The organism is Kitasatospora sp. NPDC057692, from assembly GCF_042799475.1.
Taxonomy (GTDB): Bacteria; Actinomycetota; Actinomycetes; order Streptomycetales; family Streptomycetaceae; genus Kitasatospora.
In genome coordinates, this window is record NZ_JBHVIV010000025.1 from 50,561 (window position 1) to 70,391 (window position 19,831).

13 protein-coding genes are annotated in these 19,831 nt (G+C 76.1%); 4 read left to right on the plus strand and 9 right to left on the minus strand.

The annotated features are described in order from the left end of the window. Positions 1-133: 133 nt before the first annotated feature. The 3 genes from ACFVFS_RS16415 to ACFVFS_RS16425 all read right to left on the minus strand — a co-directional run bounded on the left by ACFVFS_RS16415 (position 134) and on the right by ACFVFS_RS16425 (position 5,628). Positions 134-4,315: a CHAT domain-containing protein gene (locus ACFVFS_RS16415; RefSeq protein WP_380624584.1), complete on the minus strand. Its 4,182-nt coding sequence runs from the start codon at positions 4,313-4,315 to the stop codon at positions 134-136. A 45-nt stretch (positions 4,316-4,360) separates the two neighbouring features. Further along, positions 4,361-5,044 (minus strand): hypothetical protein, encoded by a 684-nt coding sequence (locus tag ACFVFS_RS16420; protein WP_380624586.1) that lies wholly within the window; start codon positions 5,042-5,044, stop codon positions 4,361-4,363. A 137-nt stretch (positions 5,045-5,181) separates the two neighbouring features. Further along, complete coding sequence (locus ACFVFS_RS16425) at positions 5,182-5,628, minus strand: hypothetical protein (RefSeq protein ID WP_380624588.1); 447 nt, start codon at positions 5,626-5,628, stop codon at positions 5,182-5,184. 324 nt (positions 5,629-5,952) lie between these two features. Here ACFVFS_RS16425 and ACFVFS_RS16430 point away from each other — a divergent pair, with 324 nt between their 5' ends. The 3 genes from ACFVFS_RS16430 (at position 5,953) to ACFVFS_RS16440 (ending at position 9,169) form a co-directional block, all read left to right on the plus strand. Next, positions 5,953-6,513, plus strand: a complete 561-nt coding sequence (locus ACFVFS_RS16430) for a hypothetical protein (RefSeq protein ID WP_380624590.1) — start codon at positions 5,953-5,955, stop codon at positions 6,511-6,513. A gap of 316 nt (positions 6,514-6,829) precedes the next feature. Further along, positions 6,830-8,035, plus strand: coding sequence for a serine hydrolase domain-containing protein (locus ACFVFS_RS16435; RefSeq protein WP_380624592.1), 1,206 nt, complete (start codon positions 6,830-6,832; stop codon positions 8,033-8,035). A 132-nt stretch (positions 8,036-8,167) separates the two neighbouring features. Continuing rightward, complete coding sequence (locus ACFVFS_RS16440; protein ID WP_380624594.1) at positions 8,168-9,169, plus strand: alpha/beta hydrolase; 1,002 nt, start codon at positions 8,168-8,170, stop codon at positions 9,167-9,169. Positions 9,170-9,178: 9 nt separating this feature from the next. Here ACFVFS_RS16440 and ACFVFS_RS16445 read toward each other — a convergent pair whose 3' ends face one another. Beyond that, complete coding sequence (locus ACFVFS_RS16445) at positions 9,179-9,607, minus strand: nuclear transport factor 2 family protein (protein ID WP_380624596.1); 429 nt, start codon at positions 9,605-9,607, stop codon at positions 9,179-9,181. 134 nt (positions 9,608-9,741) lie between these two features. Between ACFVFS_RS16445 and ACFVFS_RS16450 the strand changes: the two genes are divergently transcribed. Next, positions 9,742-10,314 carry a TetR/AcrR family transcriptional regulator gene (locus tag ACFVFS_RS16450; RefSeq protein ID WP_380624598.1) on the plus strand — a complete coding sequence of 191 codons (573 nt, stop codon included), beginning with the start codon at positions 9,742-9,744 and terminating at the stop codon, positions 10,312-10,314. 1,164 nt (positions 10,315-11,478) lie between these two features. On the opposite strand, the gene ACFVFS_RS16455 is transcribed toward ACFVFS_RS16450, so the two are convergent. From ACFVFS_RS16455 to ACFVFS_RS16475, 5 genes are all read right to left on the minus strand, one after another. Next, positions 11,479-14,439, minus strand: a complete 2,961-nt coding sequence (locus ACFVFS_RS16455; RefSeq protein ID WP_380624600.1) for a hypothetical protein — start codon at positions 14,437-14,439, stop codon at positions 11,479-11,481. A gap of 437 nt (positions 14,440-14,876) precedes the next feature. Next, a complete protein-coding gene (locus ACFVFS_RS16460; RefSeq protein WP_380624602.1) occupies positions 14,877-15,461 on the minus strand; it encodes an FHA domain-containing protein in 585 nt (194 codons plus the stop codon). Then, positions 15,449-16,144 carry a 4Fe-4S cluster-binding domain-containing protein gene (locus tag ACFVFS_RS16465; RefSeq protein WP_380624604.1) on the minus strand — a complete coding sequence of 232 codons (696 nt, stop codon included), beginning with the start codon at positions 16,142-16,144 and terminating at the stop codon, positions 15,449-15,451. The genes ACFVFS_RS16460 and ACFVFS_RS16465 overlap by 13 nt, the downstream gene beginning before the upstream one ends. Beyond that, positions 16,132-18,297: an AAA family ATPase gene (locus ACFVFS_RS16470; protein ID WP_380624606.1), complete on the minus strand. Its 2,166-nt coding sequence runs from the start codon at positions 18,295-18,297 to the stop codon at positions 16,132-16,134. Before ACFVFS_RS16470 ends, ACFVFS_RS16465 begins: the two co-directional genes overlap by 13 nt. After that, on the minus strand, positions 18,287-19,690 hold the full coding sequence (locus ACFVFS_RS16475; RefSeq protein ID WP_380624608.1) for a hypothetical protein: 1,404 nt from the start codon (positions 19,688-19,690) through the stop codon (positions 18,287-18,289). Before ACFVFS_RS16475 ends, ACFVFS_RS16470 begins: the two co-directional genes overlap by 11 nt. Positions 19,691-19,831: the final 141 nt, after the last annotated feature.

Genomic DNA, 19,831 nt, shown 5'->3' on the forward strand with positions numbered 1-19,831 from the left:
AGGACCGGCGCGACGACGCCGCCGCCCTGCTCGCCGGGGCCGCCGACCTCGGCGGGACCGCCGAGGCACACGCCGTCCTGCGCCAGGTCGCCGACGCCCGCAAGCACCTCGGCCTCCCCTGACGGCCCGCCCGTCAGCCGCCCTGGTAGACGAAGGCCGCCCAGACGTCGAGCGCGCCGGGGTCGCGGCGGGCCAGCGAGACGAGTTCGGCCGGCGCGCCCGGCGGCAGCCCGCGGTCCGGGTCCAGGGCCCACAGCTGGGTGCGCCGCAGCGCCTCGGCCGGCGAATCCCCGGCGGCGAGGCGGCCGTGGAAGACGTACATCAGCACGCACACCATGTCGTCCACCACCTCCCAGCGCGAGCCGACCACCCCCGTCGCCCCGGCGGCGAGGAAGGCGCTGGAGAGCGTCAGCGCCTCGTCCACGTCCCCGCCGGTGTGGTCGCTGACGCACGCGTCCAGCACCACCAGGCCGCCGGGCGAGCCCGGCGGGCGGCCCTGGGCCTGGCGCAGGATGTCGCCGACCGGCAGCCGCCCCAGCCGGTCCCCGGCACGCGGGTCCGGCGCCAGGCCGAGGTAGGCGTCCAGCGGCGAACGCTCCGACGGCAGCGCGTGGCAGGCCAGATGGAGGACGGACGCCCCGGCCCGCCCGGGCGCGGGCAGCTCCGCCAGCACCTCGGCCGGGGTGCCCGCCCCCACCGCGTCCTCGACGTAGCCGAGCAGCGTGCCGTGCGGATAGTGGTCGGCATGCAGGTACTCGGCCTCGGCCTCGGCGAACATCAGCTCCCGGGTGGGGTCCCCGACGATCACCGGCCGCTCGGCGAGCGGCAGCCGCGGACGCCCGACCACCTCGCAGAACTGCCGCGCGGACGCCGCGTACGAGATCGCCACCCGCTCCACCGCCCGCACCGGCCGGCCGCCGTCCCGCAGCCCGCTGCTCAGCAGCGCCGCGTGCCAGGGGATGCCGCCGAGCTCGCCGAACGGCACCAGCACCAGCCGCGGCGGCGCCTGCGGCCCGCGCCGGGCGGCCACCCGCAGGGCGGGGTGGCGCAGCAGCGGGCGCAGCGCCGCGATGCCCGCCCAGTCGCAGAGTTCGGCGAGCGCGGCCTGCCAGCGGCGCCGCGCGGCGGCCCGGGCCGGGTGGCGCGGCGGCAGGGTGTCGAGGGTGGCCTGCCGGTCGCGGTGCGCCCGCCGGTAGGCGGTGAGCGGCCCGACCGTGTCGGAGCGGACGGCGTCCGAGGTGACGAGGGTGAGCGGCAGCAGGTGGAGAGCGCCCGCACCGTCCTCGCCGGGCGTGACCAGCAGGGCCTCGCCGCTGCGCATGGCGCCCGGCGGCAGCAGGTACACCAGGGCGTCCGCGCCGGCCGCGCGCAGGCTGCGGGCGATCTCCTCCAGCGGCAGCGGACCCATCAGCGCCTCCCCGGTCGGGTGGGCGGCGAGGGCGGTGAGGGCACGGCGGCGCAGGTCGTCGGGGACGGGGATGTCCGCGCCGCCGGGCAGCGAGTCGAGCAGGGTTCCGGGCAGGCCGAGCAGCGCGTCGAAGCCGAAGGCGTCGGCGTCCGGGCCGTCCTGGGGAGCACCGCCGGCGAGCCAGGCCTCGGCGAGGTCCGGGTGTCCGGCGGTGCGCAGCAGGTCCGGGACGTCGGTGGTGGCGGTGGAGGCGTGCAGGACCAGGCCCCGGCCCAGCTCCAGCGCGGCGACGGCGGCGCGCAGGTCGGCATCGGCGTCCCCGGGCGCCTCCTCCGGGTCGGCGAGGTGCCAGCGGGCGATGGTCAGCGCGCGGGCCGCGCTCTCCCGGGCCAGCGCGAGGGCCGGGGCGGCCGACGCCTGGAGCAGGACGGCGGCGGCCGTCTGACGCAGGGTGGCCAGCCCGGCCTCGCGGGCGGCCTGCCGGTCGCCCGGACCGAGCCGCGCGCGGTGGGCCATGGCGGTGATCCAGGTCGCCCCCGCGAGCAGCTGGGTCGGCGCCCCGTGCCGCAGCCCTTCGCGAACGGCGCCGGCCGCGGCCAGCGCCCCGGCGGCGTCCTCCGGCCGGCCCGCGCGGTGGTAGCGCGTCAGCAGCAGGACCGCCCGCATCAGGTGGGCGCGGGAGCCCTCCAGGCCGGCCGGGTCGGCGCCGGTGTCGGCGAGGAAGTCGTCGAGGTACCGCAGGGCGGTCTCGGCCCGGCGCTCGAAGGACGACGCCTCCGTGCGGGCCAGGGCGATCGCCCCGAGGGCGGCGGCGGCCCGCAGGCGCAGGAAGGACCTGTACAGGTGGCCCACCGGGGTCCGTTCCGCCGCCTCCGTCATCAGTCCGAGCGCCCTCGTCATCAGGTCCGTCCGCCCGTGGAGCGCGAGGACGAACAGGGCCGCGCCCAGGTCGCCGAGGGCCGGCAGCCGCAGCGGATCGTCCTCGGGCACCGCCGCGACCAGCCGCTCCAGCGCCTCCACCGCCCGGGTCATCCCGGGGACGTCACCGGACGTCACCGCCTCCTGGAACTCCAGCAGCGCCCTGGTCCGTTCGAGAACCGGCCGCTCGGTGGCCACGAGCCCTTCCAGGCCCGCGTGTTCGGCGACCGACAGATGGGCGAGCACCTCCTCGGTGTAGCGGCGGCTGGCCTCCAGGTCCCGCGGATCGCCGGCGGCGACGTAGCGCTGGTAGAGGTTGACGGAGAGGTTCTCCAGGTAGACCACCCGGTTGGCGTCGTCCGGGGCCGCCCGGCGGAACGCGGCGCGCTGGTGGCGGATCGCCGCTTCGAGGTCGCCGACGGAGCCGGTGAGCGCGAACCGCTTGCCCATCGCCGCCGCCAGCGGGCCGTCCGGGTCGTGGCCGGGTCGGCGGCTGTCCGGCGAGGGCCGCGCACGGGCGGCGTCGAGCAGGCCGATCACCCGGTCCAACTCGGCCCGGTCGGTGGAGAACTCCTCCTTGGCCAGGGTGGCGTGGGCGAGGTGGTGGAGGACGTCGCCGCGGTGCAGGCCGCCCAACTCCTCCTCCTGCATGGTGTCCAGCGCCCGGGTCAGGTGGTGCAGGGCCTCCTCCATGCCGTACACCTCCGGCTCGTGCTGGCGCAGCGCGTTGACGAGCGTGCCGAGCACCCCGTGCGCGGCGGGCCGCACCGGGTCGTCCTCGGCCATGCCCGCCACGCCCTCGCGCAGCACCTCGACCCCCTCGCGGGCCTCGGCGCTCGCGGTGTAGCCCTTCCGCTGGGAGAGGCCGGAGAGGGTGTCGCCGAGCAGCCAGCGCACCGTCCCGCCGAGCGGGTGGTCGGGCGGGAAGAGCCGGCGCAGTTCGCGCAGCCGGGCCAGCTGGTGGGCGGTGTCGTCACCGTCGCCGCCGTCTTCGCCCTCGTCCTGGCCCTGCCCTCCGGAGCAGTACAGGCCGACCAGGCGCAGGGCGGCGGGCAACCGGTGCGGGGAGCCGGGGGCGGTGGCGGCCACGATCCGCTCCAGGTGGGCGACGGCCCGGGCGGTGCCCCGCGCGTCCGCGCCCCCGTCCCGCTCGTCCAGCAGCAGCCGGACGAGGCGCCCGCGGACCTCCAACTCGACCGGGTCCGCGAGGTCCACCGGCCCGGGCGGACCGCCGGACCCGCTCCACGGCGCCGGGTGGAGCCGGTCGAGGAAGCCCTGCAGCACGGCGTCGGCGGCCGCCCGGTCGGCTGCGGCGTGCTCGCGGTCGGCGAGGTGGGCACGGTGAGCGTGGTCGGCGCGGTGAGCGCGGTCGGCGCGGTCGGCGAGGGCGCAGCCGAGGGTGGCGAGCGCCGCGGGGTGCTGCGCGTCGTACGCGGCCTGCGCCTCCTCGGCCGCGTCCTCCCCGGCGGCCGTCCAGGGGCCGGGCGGAACCGGGGCGGGGCAGACCAGCCGCAGGGCCTCGACCGCCCGGTCCAGGTCGTCCGGCCGGGCCGTCGGATCGGCTACACCGGCGGTCGCACCGTCCTCGAAGCGCGCGTGCAGCAGGATCCCGAGCTGCAGGGCCGCCTCCGTCCACTCCGGCGAGCCCCGGTCGTACGCGGCCATCGTGATCCCCAAGAGGCCGACCGCGTCGGCCCGTTCGGCGAGCACACCGGAACGGATCCCGTCGTCCTCGGCGAACTCGGGCTGCCCGACGGCGTTCCAGTAGCGCGCCGAGAGCGTCACCCCGACCAGGAACCGCGCCTCCGCCAACGCCCCCGCCGGCCCGTCGGCCCCCGCCTCCTCCAGCAGCCCGCGCGCCGCCGCGAACGCCGTGAGCGCCCCGGACAAGGCCAGCGCGCCCCGTCGCGGGTCGGCCGCCGCATCGTGTTCCTCCAGCAGCCGCCGACCCCGCCCGATCAGTGCCCGAGCCTCGTCCTCCACCGCCACCGGCCCTCCCCTCCCCACGCCCGCCGTTCCCCCGACCGCCTCGCCTCAGCTGTCCGCGATGCGTTCGACCTCGAAGAGCTGCGCGGCGCCGAGCCGGCCCTCCTCCAGGGCGAGCAGCCAGCTCAACAGCTCTGGTCCCGCGTGCAGTTCACCGTAGAAGCCCAGCCGGAGATCCGCGAGCCCCCATTCGACGAGCCACTCGTCGAGGGCGTCGCCGAGGTGATGGTCCGCCGCCTCGGTCCGGGTGTCGGCCCAGACGGCCAGCCACGGTGCGAGGCTTCCCGTGCTGACCGAGATCGCCTCCAGAACGCCGGTGACCTGACCGGTGCCGGGGTACTCGTGCAGGGTCGACCGCCACCAGGCGTCCCAGACCCCCTCCAGTGCCCGCCGCTCCGGCACCGTCCAGTCCCGCCAGCCCGCGGCGAGCAGCCGGGAGGCGACCAGCCCGTGGTCGACGTGCAGTCGGCCAGTGACCAGGAGGCGGACGATCCGGGGCGTCATCCGGCGGTACAGGGCGGCGAAGTCGTCCCAGTGGGAGGCCACTTCGGCGGCGACGGAGGGGATCAGCCCGTCCGGCACCCGGTCGACGGGGCCCGCGAGGGCTTCGAAGTCGGCTCCGGTGTAGCAGGAGGTGCAGCCGCCGACCGCGATCGGGGACTCGGAGAGCGGTGCGAAGGCGGCGTCGAGCGCGTCGAGAGCGGCTCGGAGCTGCTGGGAAGGCGTGGTCACGGGCACCTGCGGGGGACCTCATCCGGCGCACCGGAGAAGGGAGCGACGCTATCACGCGACCGGTGGCGGCAAGGAACGGCCCCCGGCCTCGTGAGGCCGGGGGCCACTATCGCTGTTCCCGAGGAGTGCGCGGCGGCCTATTCCGCGTCGAGCGGGCGCACGAACTCCAGCGTCCAGGTCTGCTGGAACTCGGGCTTGGGCTCGACGAGATCGGCCTGCTGGCCGCGGAATCCGGCGTTCAGCGCGAGACCGGCCTCCGACAGCACCTTGACACCGCCGAGGACGGTCTCGAAGGTGAACTTCGCCCATTCCTCGCGGGGGACGTTGTTGACCCAGAGCTTGTCCTCGGCCGTCACGAGGCCGGCCGCGTCCTGGTAGGCGAGCCGGAAGACGTAGGGCGCCCCCGGCACGGGCTCGGCGGGCTCGATGACCCACTCCTGTTCGATCGGGAGGGGGTTGATGCGGTCGACGATGACGGGCGCCCCGTGCTTGACGGCGTACTCGGTCGCGGTCAGAACGGCGCCCGGACCGATGATGTGGGCGTGGATCTTGTAGACGCCGGGCTTGATCGGGATCGGGGGCATGGAGTCCTCTTTCGCTGCGTCAACTGTGCTTGGGGATACGCGTTTCGAGGCCAACTCCACCACGGCCGGAGCACTGGCGCACGAGATCCCTTGGCGAAATTTGATAATGGCGCAAAAAATTCGAGCCCGTTTTCGGAACCGGCAATCCGAAACGCATTGACGCACACGTTCGATCCTCATGGATCATTTCGATTCCGAAGCACTTCGCCGACCTCGCCACCGAGGCCGGACACCCGAGCCCGGGCCGCCACGGGAAGCGGAAATCCGCTGGTCGCGCCACCCGCCGGCCGCTATCGTGCACGGACCACACCGAGGGGGTGCACGATGCGGCCGCTGCTGCTGATGGACGTCGACGGACCGCTGAATCCGTACGCGGCCAAGCCTCACCGGCGACCCGAGGGCTACGGCACGCACCGGCTGCTGACGCCGCGTTGGGAGGCCGCCGAGCGCCGCCGGCTGACCGCGTACGGGCTTCCGAACAAACCCGCCAAACCCCTGCGCGTCTGGCTCAACCCGGAACACGGCCCGGCCCTCGCCGCGCTGCCGTTCGACCTTGCCTGGGCGACGACATGGGAACACGAGGCCAACGACTTCCTCGCGCCCCTGCTGGGGCTGCCCGTGCTCCCCGTCATCACCTGGTCCGAGCCCCGGCCGCAGCCGGAGGGCGGGGTGTTCTGGAAGACGCCCGACATCGTCGCGTGGGCGGCCGGCCGGCCGTTCGCCTGGGTGGACGACCAGATCACCGACGCGGACCGCGACTGGGTCCGCGCGCACCACGACGGTCCGGCCCTGCTCCACCGGGTCGACCCCCGGATCGGCCTCACCGCCGAGGACTTCGCCGCCCTCGCCGCCTGGGCTGCCCCGACCGCCGCTGCCGGTCGGTGAGGGCCGCGGCCGGGGCGGTGGCGGCCGCGAGGACGGTCCGGGCGGGGGTGTAGCCGCCGGTCGTGTCGCGGAGAAGGCCGAGGGCGGGCGCCGCCGCTGCTGCTCCCGGCGCTGCGCCGATCGCGACGCCGTCCGGCGCCACCGCGCGAACCGTCCGGCGGGCGGCTGACCCGTCGGCGGGACCGTTCGCAGGGCCGATCGGATGGAACACCGGTCCTTTCACCCTGCCCGCGCCTCGGACGGACGGCCCGTCGGCCCGCCGTCGCCGACGATCGGCTCAGCAGACCCCCTCCGAACCGCAGAGAGGCCCCGCACCATGAGAAGACGCTCCCCGACCCGCACGCTCGCCGCGGCCGTGCTCGCCGTCGCCACGCTCGTGCCGCTGACGCTCGGCGCCGCACCGGCCGCCGGACCCGCGCCCGTGACCACGGCAGCCGCCACGGCCGCCGGGGACGCCGGCGGCACCCCCGAACTGAGCCCGGCGCTCCAGAAGCAGCTCGACGAGGCGATCCAGCGGGTGATGCGGCAGGCGGGCATCCCCGGCGTACAGGTCGGCCTGTGGATGCCCGGCCGGGGCGCCTACCTGCGGGCCTTCGGCGTCGCCGACAAGGAGACCGGCGCGCCCATGACGGACCGGATGGCCGTGCGGATCGGCAGCGTGACCAAGACCTTCACCGCCACCGCCGTGCTGCAGCTGGTGGACGACGGCCTGGTCGGCCTCGACGACCCGATCGCGGCGTACCTCGACGGCGTCCCGGGCGGCGAGGAGATCCGGGTGCGCGACCTGCTCGACATGCGCAGCGGCCTGCCCGACTACACCGAGGACACCGACTTCATCGCCGCGTTCCTCGACGACCCCCAGCGGGTCTTCACGCCCGAGGAACTGCTCCCGTACGCCTACCGGCACGACAACGAGTTCACGCCGGGCGAGCGCTTCCGGTACTCGAACACCAACTACCTCCTGCTGGGCCAGCTGGTCGAGCGGGTGAGCGGCCGGAGCCTGGAGGACTTCGTCCAGGGCCGGGTCATCGCGCCCAGCGGGCTGCGGCGCACCGTCTTCCCGCACGGCACCGAGCTCCCCGCGCCGTACGCCCACGGCTACACCAAGCAGACCGCCAACGGCGAGGTCACCGATTCCACGCACTGGAGCCCGTCGTCGTCCTGGGCGTCGGGCGCGCTGGTCTCCGACCTGCGCGACCTCGGCCGGTGGGCGAGGGACCTCGCCACCGGCACGCTGCTGTCGCCCGGGACGCAGGCGCAGCGCCTCGACTTCCTGCCCACCGGCGTCCCCGACACGGGGTACGGGCTCGGGATCTTCAACATCCACGGCTGGACCGGCCACGCCGGCTCGCTGTTCGGCTACGAGAACCTCACCATCTACCTGCCGGAGGAGCGCGCGACCCTGGTCGTGCTGCTCAACTCCGACGTCATCGCCGACGACGCCGAACCCAGCACCCTGCTGGGCCGGGCCATCACGGGCATCGTCACGCCCGACCACGTCTACGACCTCCCGCTGCGCTGACAGCCCCGGGTGCCGGAGCGGGAGGCCGGGCGGGCCGATTCCCCGCTCCGGCCCCGCGGCCGGGGGCGGAGCTGCCAAGCTGGGCGGGTCGGGTGCCGCCGGGGCGTCCGGCGGGGAGACGAGGGGGCGTTCATGGGGGACGGTCCTGCGGGGGACGGCGGGGCCGCGGACGGCCGGGCCGCGCCTCCCCCTCCGTTCGACCCGGAGCTGCGGGCCGCGCTGACGGCCGCGGGGGCGGGGGCGTGGCAGCCGGTCACCCCGGAGGGCCTCGCCGCGTGGCAGGCGCGGGACGCCGCCGTCCGCCCCAGGCCCACCGTGGAGGCGCTGCGGGAGGGCGGGCGGTTCGAGGTGGCGGAGCTGGACGCGCGGGGCGTTCGGCTGGTGAGCGCGCGGCCCGCCGGGGCGGGCGGGGCGCTGCCGCTGCTCTACTACCTGCACGGCGGCGGGCTGATCACGGGCAATGCCTGGTCCGTACTCCCGCGCCTGCTGCGGGAGTTGGCGGAGCCGCTGGGGCTCGCCGTGGTCTCCGCCGAGTACCGCCTGGCCCCGGCGGCCCGGTACCCGGATGCGGTGGAGGACTGCTACGCCGGGCTCCAGTGGACGACCGCCCACGCGGAGCGGCTGGGCGTCGACGCCGGGCGGATCGTCGTCGGGGGCAAGAGCGCGGGCGGCGGCCTCGCGGCGGCGCTCGCCCTGCTGACCCGCGACCGCGACGGTCCGGTCCCGGCCGGACAGCTGCTGCTCAGCCCGATGCTCGACGACCGCAACGACACCTTCTCCGCCCACCAGTTGGCCGGCCACGACACCTGGGACCGGACCTCCAACGCGACCGCCTGGCAGGCCGCGCTGGGCGAACGCCGGGGCGCCCCGGACCTGCCGCCGTACGCGGCCCCGGCGCGGGCGGCGGACCTCTCGGGGCTGCCCCCGGCCTACGTCGAGGTGGGCTCGGCCGAGACCTTCCGCGACGAGGCCGTGGCGTACGCCGACGCGCTCTGGCGGGCCGGCGGCGAGGCCGAACTGCACGTCTGGCCGGGCGCGTTCCACGGTTTCGACACCTTCGCACCCGGCGCGGCGCTCAGCCGGGACGCCCGGGAGGCGAGGATCCGCTGGCTCCGCCGGATCCTCGCCCGCTGAGCTCCCGTGTCACCCCGCCGGCGGCTGCGGCGGGGTGCCGAGCAGGTCGGCGAGGGCGGCGTGGTCGTGGAAGTCCCGGCTGTGCACGATGAGGCCGTCCCGGGCGCGCAGCACCTGGAGGTTGGCCACCGTCGTCTCCCGCCCGGTGGTGCGGTGGCGGGCGCGGTAGTCCCACTCGGCGACGACCACCTCGGGGTCGTCGGTCGTGCGGACCACGACGTCGCGGGAGCCCAGTTCCAGCGGCGAGTGCTCGCCGACGGCGAGGAACCGCTCCCGCAGGGCCGCCCGCCCCTCCACCCGGCGCGGGCCGACCGGCGCGAACACCGTCTCCACCACCGCGTCCTCGGCGTAGAGCGCGTCGAGTTCGGCGAACCGCCCGGCCGTGATGCCGTCGAGCAGCGCGTGGAACACCTCGCGCGGCGACCGTGTTTCGGACATGATCAACCCCCGGAACGATGTACGGCCGCCGGAACCGGACCAGCGACTCCGTTTAGACCATACGGACTCGCCGCTCCGCTTGTCCAGGGGCGTTGGTCCGTCGTTTCCGCCATCGAGGAAGGGGAGTTGGAGAGTTGACCGGCACTCAGGACCGCCCGCTCCGGGCGGACGCGGCCCGCAACCGGGCCAGGCTGCTGGACGCCGCCACCGAGGTGTTCGCCACCCGGGGCGTCGGCGTGCCGACCGAGGAGATCGCCCGCGCCGCCGGCGTCGGGGTCGGCACGCTGTTCCGGCACTTCCCCACCAAGGAGGCCCTGCTGGAGGCGGTGATGGTGCGCCGGCTGGAGGCGATCGCGACCGGGGCGGCCCGGGCCGCAGCCGAATCGGGGCCCGCCGACGCCCTGTTCGCCTGCTTCCGGCTGATCGCCGAGCAGTCGGTCGGCAAGACCGCCTTCGCCGAGGCCCTCGCGGCGGCCGGGATCGACGTCCACACCTCGCTGCGCGGCCCCTCCGCCGCGATCCGCGACCTGCTCGCCGACCTCCTCCGCGACGCCCAGCAGGCCCGCACCGTCCGCCCGGAGCTGACCCTGCCGGAGCTCCTCGCCCTACTGGTCGGCCTCAACGCCGCCCTGGAGCAACTCGGCCCCGACCCCACCGCCCGCACACGCGTCCTGGAGGTGGTCCTCACCGGCCTCCGGCCACACTGACGGCGCCACCCACCCCTCCCACAGAAGTCGACCCACCCGACTTCCCACCCCACGCCGCCCGCACGGGAACACGAAGGCGGCGACCCCCACCCGAAATCTACGCGAGTAGAAAGCGAGCACGGGAGCAGAAAGTCGACCAGGCCGACTTTCCACTCCGACCACAGCCCGGAAACGGCCGCCCGCGCACCTCGCGCCGGATCCACGCTCCACCTCGCGCATCTTTGCGAGTAAATACGCGAGCCCGGAGCAGGAAGTCGGCCAGACCGACTTTCCACTCCACCCCACTTCAACCCCACACGTCGACGGCGCGCAGAGGCGCTGGGCGGCGTCTATGCGAGTAGAAGGCGAGCACGGGAGCAGAAAGTCGACCAGGCCGACTTTCCACCCCGACCGCAGCCTGGGAGCGGCCACCCACACCCATCGCGCGGGATCCACACCAGCCCTTAAATCCAGGAGGGAAAGGTGGCCACCCTGCGAGACATTTCTACGCGAGTAGAAGTGCGGGCCCGAAACAGGAAGTCGACCGGCCCGACTTTCCGCTCCACACCGCTTCGAACCCCACCGCTGTCAGCAGCGCGCGGAGGTGCCGGCGGCACCTGCTCGGAATCTGCGCGAGCAGAAGGCGAATGCGGGGGCAGGAAGTCGGCCGGGCCGACTTTCCACTCCAACCACCCCTCGCGGACAACCACCCACACATCACCGCCGGATCCACGCGCCCCCCTGGCCCGGGAAGGGCGGGTGGGGACCGGGTTCGCCGCGCGGGGGCGTTGGGCCCGCTCGATGCGGACGGACCCCCCTTGCGAGTAGATGAGCCGCCTCGGAGCAGGAAGTCGGCCGGGCCGACTTTCCACTCCGATCGGCCGCAGCACGCGGCCGGCCGCCCACGCATCGCGGCGGATCCACGCGAGCCCCCAGAGCACCCCAGGAGGGGAAGGTGAGCCAACCCTGCGGGACACTTCTACGCGAGTAGATCGCGCAGGCCCGGAGCAGGAAGTCGGCTGGGCCGACTTTCCGCTCCGGCCACAGGGTGCAACGGGCGGCCGCTCGCGCACGCTCGCACCGCGGCCATTTCTATGCGAGTAGATGCTTCTGGCCCGGGAGCGGGAAGTCAGCGGGTCCGACTTCTGGGTCGCTCGGCGGGCGGCGGCGTTGCGGGCCGACTTCCTACTCCGTGGGGGTGGGGAGGCGGCGGGTGGTCCAGAGGGCGAGGTAGCAGGCGAGGGGGAGCATGAGGAGGAGGGCGGCCCAGAAGGCGGAGTGGCCCCAGAGGGTGGCGAGGGAGCGGAACCAGGGCGCCAGGACGGGGATGCGCAGGGCTTCGAAGGGGCCGACGGGTGGGGGCCAGGCGCCGAGGGTGACGGTGCCGACCGCGGCGGCGGCCAGGAGGCGGCGGGCGGCCCGGGGGGTGGCGCAGGCCGCGAGGAAGGCGAGGGCCGCCAGGAGCAGCAGGTAGTCGGCCTGGTAGGCGGCGCCGATCACCCCCGTGCCCCAGGACTCCGGCCTGGGGTGGTGGTCGCGGTCGACGACGGCCAGCCGGACCTCGACCGCCGCCCACAGCAGCAGGACCAGCACCAGCGTCCCGCCGACCCCGAACAGCAGCCGCTCGCGGAAGCCCGCGGCGTCGCCCGCGCGGGCCGGCCGGCGGCGGGCGGCGAGGCGGCGGCGGTCAGCGGCCGCCCGTTCCGAGGCCTCGTGGGCCGGCCGGAGCAGCCAGCGCGCCGAGCGGCCGTTGAGGACCAGTGCGAGCACGACCGCACCCACCGCGCCGACGCCCGCCCAGCTCCCCATCCCGCCCTCGAACATGACCACCCGGTCGATCACCGCCTGCGGCGGCCTGAGCACCGTCATCGGCGGTCCGAGGTGCAGATAGCCGACGGTGAAGGAGGCCGCGACGGCGAGGAACAGCACCCGCCGTCCGATCCGGGCCGGGAACGCGGCCACCGCCACGGCCGCCGCCAGGGCCGCGCCGAGCTGGCCCGCCGTCGTCCGGGCCGCCGCTTCGCCCGCCGTCCGCAGCGGGCCGTCGAAAGGACTGCCGGGCAGCAGCCGCGCACCCTCACCGAAGTCGACGCCGAACCGCCAGAGCGTCCCCGCCCAGAGCGTCATGCCGAGCGCGAGGAACAGCAGCAGGCCCGCCACCGCGCGCCGGGGCAGGACGGTGCGTGCACCGCCCCACCAGGCGCGCAGATCCGCCTTCCACGCCCCCCGGTTGCGGCCGCTCCCCCTGCCCTCCGCCCGGACGCTGCGCACGTGCAGCACGGCCGCCGCGGCGAGCACGCCCCGGCCGTCGACCGTGGCCGGGTCGGCCGCGAACGCCCGGCGGCTCAGCTCCGACCAGCTCCGGCCGAACGCTCCGCGCCCGCCGCCGCGCACCCGTGCGGCCATGGCGCCCGCCGCTCCGCCGACGGCCGCGACCGCCGCGTGGGCGCGCGGGGGCAGTCCGGCCAGCGGGCCCGGCAGCGCGGAGATCCGCCGGACGACCGCGCGCCGCTGCTGGTCCGGCTGGACGGTGAGCAGCAGCGCCCAGCGCCGCGCGGCCTTGCGCTCGTTAGCGGTCAGCCTGCCGCGAAGGCTCCGTGCCTCGCTCTCGACCGCGTCCAGCACGGCCGCCAGCTGGCTGAGGCCGAGCAGCCTGGCACAGGCCCGCTCCGGGCAGGCGGCGTGTCCGCAGTGGAAGCGGGCGGCGAGCCCGGACAGACCGACGGCGGCCAGCTCGTCGACGAACGCCAACCCGTCTGCCTCCCCCGCCAGTTGCGCCAGCCCGGCCGCGTCCACGCGGCGGTCCCGCACATACGGGACGGCCTCCGGCGCGAACGCCGCGCCGAGCGCCAGCACGGCCCGGGAGGCGGCCGCCGACTTCTCCGACGGAGTGCCGCGCTCGACGTCCTTGAGGTAGTGCAGGTCGAGGACGGTGTCCTTGACCTCGTCCCGCAGCCAGTCGCGCAGCCGCCGCGCCCCACCGCTGACCAGCCACGCCGCCGCGTCCGCCGACCGCCCGAGCAGCGCCTCGGCGAGCGCGGCCGGGTCGTGGAAGTCCTCGCCGCGGAAGGCGATCGGACGGTGCGCGGGCCCGGTCGCGGCGGGCGCGGGCGGCAGCGGGTCGACCCGGCTGCGGACCACCTCCGGGCTCCCGCCGGCCAGCCAGGCGCGGACCTGGTCGGCCGTCCAGCGGTCGGCCGGGTCCTTGGTGAACAGCCCCTGGAGGAGCAGGCGTCGCCGCTCGTCGGCGATCGCCGAGACGTCCACCTCGGCGTCCATCACCAGCCGGATCTGGAGCGCCTCGTCGCTGATCAGTCCGCCGTCCGCCCGGCGGTAGCGGCCGGCGCCGGTGAACACCTCGTGGAGGATGGTGCCGAGCGCCCACCACGGGCCGGCCTGGTGGTTGTGGCCGGCGAGCTGCTCCGGCGCCATGTAGGCGACGGTGACCTGCATGTCGGTGGAGAAGCGGCGGCTGGCGGTGAGTTTGGCGACGCCGCCGAAGTCCGCCACCACGAACTGGGCGGCGCTGCGGCCCCCCTTCCCGGCCGGGCGGACCAGGATGTTGGCGGGTTTGAAGTCGACCGGGTTGCGCGCGATGGTGGTCTGCCAGAAGGCCAGCAGGTCGACCAGCTCGCGGATGATCCGCTCGGTCTCCCCGGGCCGGTCCAGCCGGCGCCGGGTGCGCAGCTCGGCGATGTGGTCGGCGAGGGTGACCGGGAGGTACTCCATCGCCATCCAGTCGCAGAGCGCGCCCGCGTGCTCGACGCGGCCGTGGCCGAGGATCTCGGGCACGTGGCGGCGGAAGGCGGGGGCGCCGGCGAGGTGGGTGAGGAGGTCGGTGTCCGCCCGGACGCCGGGGTTGCCGACCTTCACGGCCGCGTCGCCGCCGCCGTCGGCGCGGCGGACGTGCCAGACGGTCCCCTCGCTGCCGGAGCCGACGGGGCCCAGCGGGTGGTAGCGGTCGGTGAGGGCGGAGGGGAAGGCGTCGGCCGGGTCGGCGATCGGCGGGTCGGCGGCCGGCGGGGCGGGAGTGGTGGGGTGGTCGGTGGGCGCGGCCGCGTCGGCGGGACCCGCCGGGCCGGCGGGCGCGGCTTGACCGGTGGGGCCGCTCGGTCGCTGGACCCGGGTGCGGGCGCCGCGTTGCACGCGGGTACGCGGGCCCGCCCCGTCGGCAGGGGCGGGCACGGGGGCGGAATCCGGGCGCTGACGCTGGACACGGGTACGCGGACTCGCCCCATCGCCGGCCCCGCCACTCGAACCACCGGATCCCCGCTGCTCACGGGCACGCGAGCCCGCCCCATCGGCGTAGCCGGGCGCGGAAGCAGGGTCCGGACGCTCGCGCTGCACCCGCGTCCGCGGACTCCCCGCATCCGCACCCCCGCCACCCGAACCACCGGGCCCGCGCTGCACACGGGTGCGCGGGCTCTCGGCGGGGGTGTCGCCGGACCCCGGAGTCCGCTGGGGGGACTGGCCGGGGACGCGGCCCCGGCCGTTCGCCTGCCCGCGGCCCTGCTTGCGGGTGGGCGGGCTCGGCTCCGGCGGTGTGTCGGCCATCGCGCCGTTCTCCTCCTCGCGCCCCCGGCTCACCGGGGAGCGCCGAACTCGTCGATCTCGATCACCTGGGCGTCCACGTCCATCGCGAACCGCAGCCGCTGCCCCGGCCCGATCCGGGTCGGTCCGGCGATCCGGCGGCCGTCGACGAACGTGCCGTTGGTCGAGTCCAGGTCCTCGACGTGCAGTGCGCCGTCGATCCAGCGCAGCCGTGCGTGGCGCCGGGAGAGCTGGTCGAGGCCGGCCAGGCCGGGGACGGCGGCGCAGTCAGGCTCGTCGCGGCCGATGGCCAGTCCGCCGCCGCCTCGCCGGTGTTCGCCGTGGACGGGCAGCATGGCCCCGGCGATCACCAGCGCCAGCCGGACCACCGGCCGCGGGGACCGACGCGCCGGACGGGTCGCGGGGGTGGCAGGGGTAGTGGGGGTGGCAGGGGTAGCGGGGGTGGCGGGGGTCGCGCCGGCCTCGCCGACCGGCGGAGGCGGCGCGGCCGGCACGTCCTCGGCCGGGTCGTACCGCTCCAGCTGCTGGAACATGTGCACCTGGCAGTACCCCCGGGTGGCGGAGGCCGGACACTCCCCCGGTGCGCCCACCGGGCAGCGGTAGATCACGGTCGCCACGAGGTCTCCCGAAGGGTCACGCCGCGCCGGACCAGGTCGCGTTCGATCCGGCCCAGGTCTCCGGGGCGCGGCACCCCGATGACCCGGACCTCGCCCTCGCTCACGCGCACCTGGAGTTCGGGCCGCTCCGGCCGGTGCTCCAGGAAGGGCGCGTACCGCTCGCGGCCGAGCGCCGTGCGGGTGAGCAGGCGCTGGTTGGCCGAGCCCCGCCAGACCAGCCGGGTGGGCTGCCCGGCGCGGTAGCGGCCGGTGATCACCGCGTCCGCGCCGTCCAGGGCGGCGGCGGCGACCGGGTCCGCGGCCAGTTCCTCCGGCTCCCAGCCGGTGTACACCAGCAGGTCGGCCGCGGCACCGGCGCGGCGGCGTTCCGCGTCGGCGGCGGCGAGCAGCGCGGCGAGGGCGGCGGGCTGTTCCAGGGGCTCGCCGCCGCTGACGGTCAGACCGTCCAGGCCCTCCGCGAGCGCCGTCCGCCACAGCGCGGCGAACCGCTCGATCGTCAACTCCCGCCCCGCCGAGGCATCCCAGGTGTGCCGGGACATGCAGCCGGGGCAGGCCAGCGTGCACCCCTGGAACCAGACGCCGAGCCGGCGGCCGGGGCCGAGCGCGGTCACCGGCCGGGAGACCTGGGCGACCACGGCGACCACGGCGGCAGCGGCGGCGCCGTCGGCACTCAGCCCGGCCACCGTTCGACCTCCAGGCGGTAGCCCTCGCCGTCCCCGTCCCCCTCGACGGCGACCACCTCGATGCGCTCGCCGCGCCGGGGCGGATTGCGGAAGACCTCCTTGGCCAGCGGGTTGACCAGGGCCGACTCGACGGCGGTCAGGATGCCGCGCCCGCCGTGGTCGAGCCGCCGGGTGGCCTCCACCCGCAGCACCTCCCAGGCGTCCTCGGCGAGGGTGAGCGCGGCGCCGTGGACCTCCTGGACGCGGGCCGCCACCGAGGCGATGGCCTTGTCGAGGATCTGCGGCACCCACTTCTCCTGCATGAAGTCCATCGGGATGAAGTTGTCGCCGAAGCGGTTGCGCAGCTCGGGCCGCTTGATCGTCTCGTTGAAGAAGAGGTCGAAGGCTTCGCGCAGCGCGTGACGCACCATCACCGGATCGTCGTGCCGCCCCAGTTGCCGACCGGCCGCGCGGGTCGCCGAGGATCCGGAGGCGCCCGCATCCGCCGCCTCGGAACCCGGATCACCGCCGCCCGGCGGGTCGCCCAGCACGGTGGCGGCGACGCCGAGGTTGGAGGTGAAGATCAGCACGCACTCGGTGAAGTAGACGGTGGCGCCGCGCCCGTCGGTGAGCCGGCCGTCCTCCAGGATCTGCAGGAAGAGGTCGAACAGCCGCGGGTTCGCCTTGTCGATCTCGTCGAAGAGCAGCACGCTCATCGGGTTGGCCCTTACGGCGTTGGTGAGTTCGCCGCCCGCGTCGTGGCCGACGAACCCGGGCGGGGCGCCGATCAGCCGGTCCCGGGCGTGCTCCTCGGCGAACTCGCTCATGTCGAAGCGGATCGGCCGGGCGTCCTTGCCGAGGATCATCTCGGCGACGCCCTTGGCGAGTTCGGTCTTCCCGACGCCGGTCGGGCCGGAGAGGAAGAGCGTGCCGCGCGGGCGGCTGGGCGAGCTGGACGCCTGGGCGCCGTTGAGCCCGGCCGCAGAGCGCATGAAGATCTCCAGGGTGCGGCGCACGGCGTGCGGCTGGCCGATCACCTTGCCGTTGAGGAACTCCTCGCCGTCGGCGATGCGTTCGCGCAGCGCGGCGGTGGCCCACGGATTGTCGAGCACGCCGATCCGGTACAGGCGGGCGGCCTCGTCGAGGCGCTGGACCGGCAGGCTGCGGTCCAGGGCCATCCGCCCGATCGCCATGACCTCCGAACTGCCCATTCCGTGCGAGGAGTCGGCGAGCGCCTTGGCCGCCGCCGCGGTCTCGTCCTCGGTCAGGGCGGGGCCGCCGGTCGCCGCCTGGTAGCGGGCGAGCCCGCCGACCACGTGCCGGGCTGCGGCCAGGCGCTGGTCGTGCGGCGGCTGCGGCACGTTGATCACCCGCACCGCCCTGCTGCCGACCGCGAACTCCCTCGGCAGCTCCTCCTGTCGCTCCACCACCCAGAACACCGTGTTGTACGGCGTGACGGTGCTCGCGCCCTGCACCGGGCGGGCAGTGTGGCCCAACTCCTCGGCGGCGGCGAAGAGTCGGGCCGCCTCACCGTCGACGGGCGCCTGCGGCGAGCCGAGCCGGCCGGCGTACGGGACCACCAGTGCGATCGGCGGGCCGGGGTGCTGGACGACGCCGACCATCGCGTCGCGCAGGCGGTCCAGCAGCTCCGGCTCGTCGCCGTCCTCGTCGGCTCCGCCCCGGCCCGAGTCGCCGGGCGCCGCACCGCCGCCGCGCCGCCACCGCTCGTCGCGTTCGAAGAACTCCCGGATCACCGCCGGGATCTGCTCCGCCGTGGCGCTCAGCCGCAGCAGCGCGATGCGGTCGTTGACCTGGTCGACGAAGGCGATCGCGCCGTAGCCGCGGGCCGCGCAGATCGACTCGATCACTCCGGCGAGGCTGTACGGTGCCAGCGTCCCGCTGCGGCCGGCGGCGTGGTCGTCCGGCAGCAGGTACTGGTCGCGGACGTTGCCGGTGAGCAGCACCTGCGGGTAGACGGTGAGCGCCATGTCCAGTTCGCGGATCCAACTGGGCGCGGCGGGGCGGGCGGTGTCCTCGGCCGGGTCCGGCCCGTCCGGTGCGTCCGGCCCGTCCGGCGCGGCGTCCTTGCGCAGGTCCGCACGATCGGCCTGCTCCGCACGGCCGGCCTGTTCCGCGCGGCCGGCGCGGCCGGCGGGCGGGGGCTCAGCGGTCACGGTGGCGCTCCTGCGGCTTCTGACGGGCACCGGCGGACTCGGTCCTGGTGCCGCTGCCGCTCTTCCTGCGACGGCGCGGCGGAGCGGCCTCGGACGGCGGCTGCGGCCACCAGCCGCCCGGCACGAGGCCCGCGGCCAGCGCACCGGGCGGCATCGCGGACGTCCGCTCCAGCCGGACGCCGCGCTCCCGGACGGCTTCCTCGATGGCGGGCAACTGCTCCTCGCAGAACCACTGCTGGACTTCCTCGTCCCGCTCCTCGTCCTGCTCCGGATCGCCGGTCCCGCCGTCGTCGCGGCGGACCACCGCCGTGGTCAGGGTCGCCTGGCCGGGCGCCAGCACCAGGCGCAGCCCGTACCCGGTGACGGGCGGCTCGCCGTCCGTCCCGCCCGCGCCGGAGGCCGCCGCCCGCCCGGGGTCCGGGTCGCCGAACGGCACCACCACCGCCCCCTCCTCGGCGAGCAGGTCCGCGAAGCCCTCGCCCACCTGGTAGTCCCGGGCCCGCAGCACCTCGGCGAGCGCCGCGACCACCGGCGCCCGGTGGCGGCGCGCGTCCGCCCGGGCCACCGCCTCCTCCACCTCGGGCCGCAGGTACGCCGGGTCGTCGGCGGCGGCGAGGGCCGCGAGCAGCCGGTCCCGGTCGGCCGGATCCGCCTCCCGGGCCAGTTCCGCCAGGGCGGCGCGCAGTTCGGCGCGCTCCTCCTCGCGGGCGCGGCGCTGCACCGAGTGCTGGACGAGCGCGGCGAGGTCGGTGAGCGTCGTCCGCACGTCGGAGACGGTGCCGGCCGCCTTCAGCGAGCGCACCAGGCCCGCCACCCGTTCGAGGTCGGCGGGGTCGCAGCGGGGCACGTCGCGGTCGAGGATCGCCTGCGCCTCGGCGAGGGCTCCGGCACGGACCCGCCCGATCCGTTCGGCGCGCTCGCGCTCGGCGGCCTCGGCTGCGGCCTCGGCTGCGGCAACGGCATCGGCGGCGCGGCCCGGGTCCGAGCGGGCCGGGCGCGGGCGCTCCGGTTCGGCCACCGCCTCCGGCAGCACCGCCGACCAGACGTCCTGCACCGCCGCCGCCAGCTCCTGCGCCGCACGGGCGTTGGCCGCCTGCGCGCGCTCGATCGCCCGCGTCAGCTCGGCCTCGTCGGCCCCCGCTCCGACGGTCACGGTCTCCACGGTGACCCGGGCCGTGCGGTAGGCGCGGCGCAGCTGCCCGGCCTCGCCGCGCAGCCCCTGGGCCTGCTCGCCCAGCTCGCCGAGCCGGGCGCGCAGCTCCGACCGCCGCGCCTCGGCCCGCCGGAGGTTCTCGGCGCGCTGGGCCTCGGCGGCCAGCCGGGCGCGCAGCCGCCGGCGCCGCTCGGCCTCCCGGTCGATGTAGGACCACCCGTATCCCGCGGAACTGCTCACCGGCCGCCTTCCGAGCGCGAGTCGTGACCTGCGGCGCGGACCGGGCGCCTGCCACCGGTCCGGACCCCTGCGCACGCGCCGCCGAGGCCGGTGCGGGTCGTACGTGAGGACACACGACAGACGACCACGCGCGAACCGGCA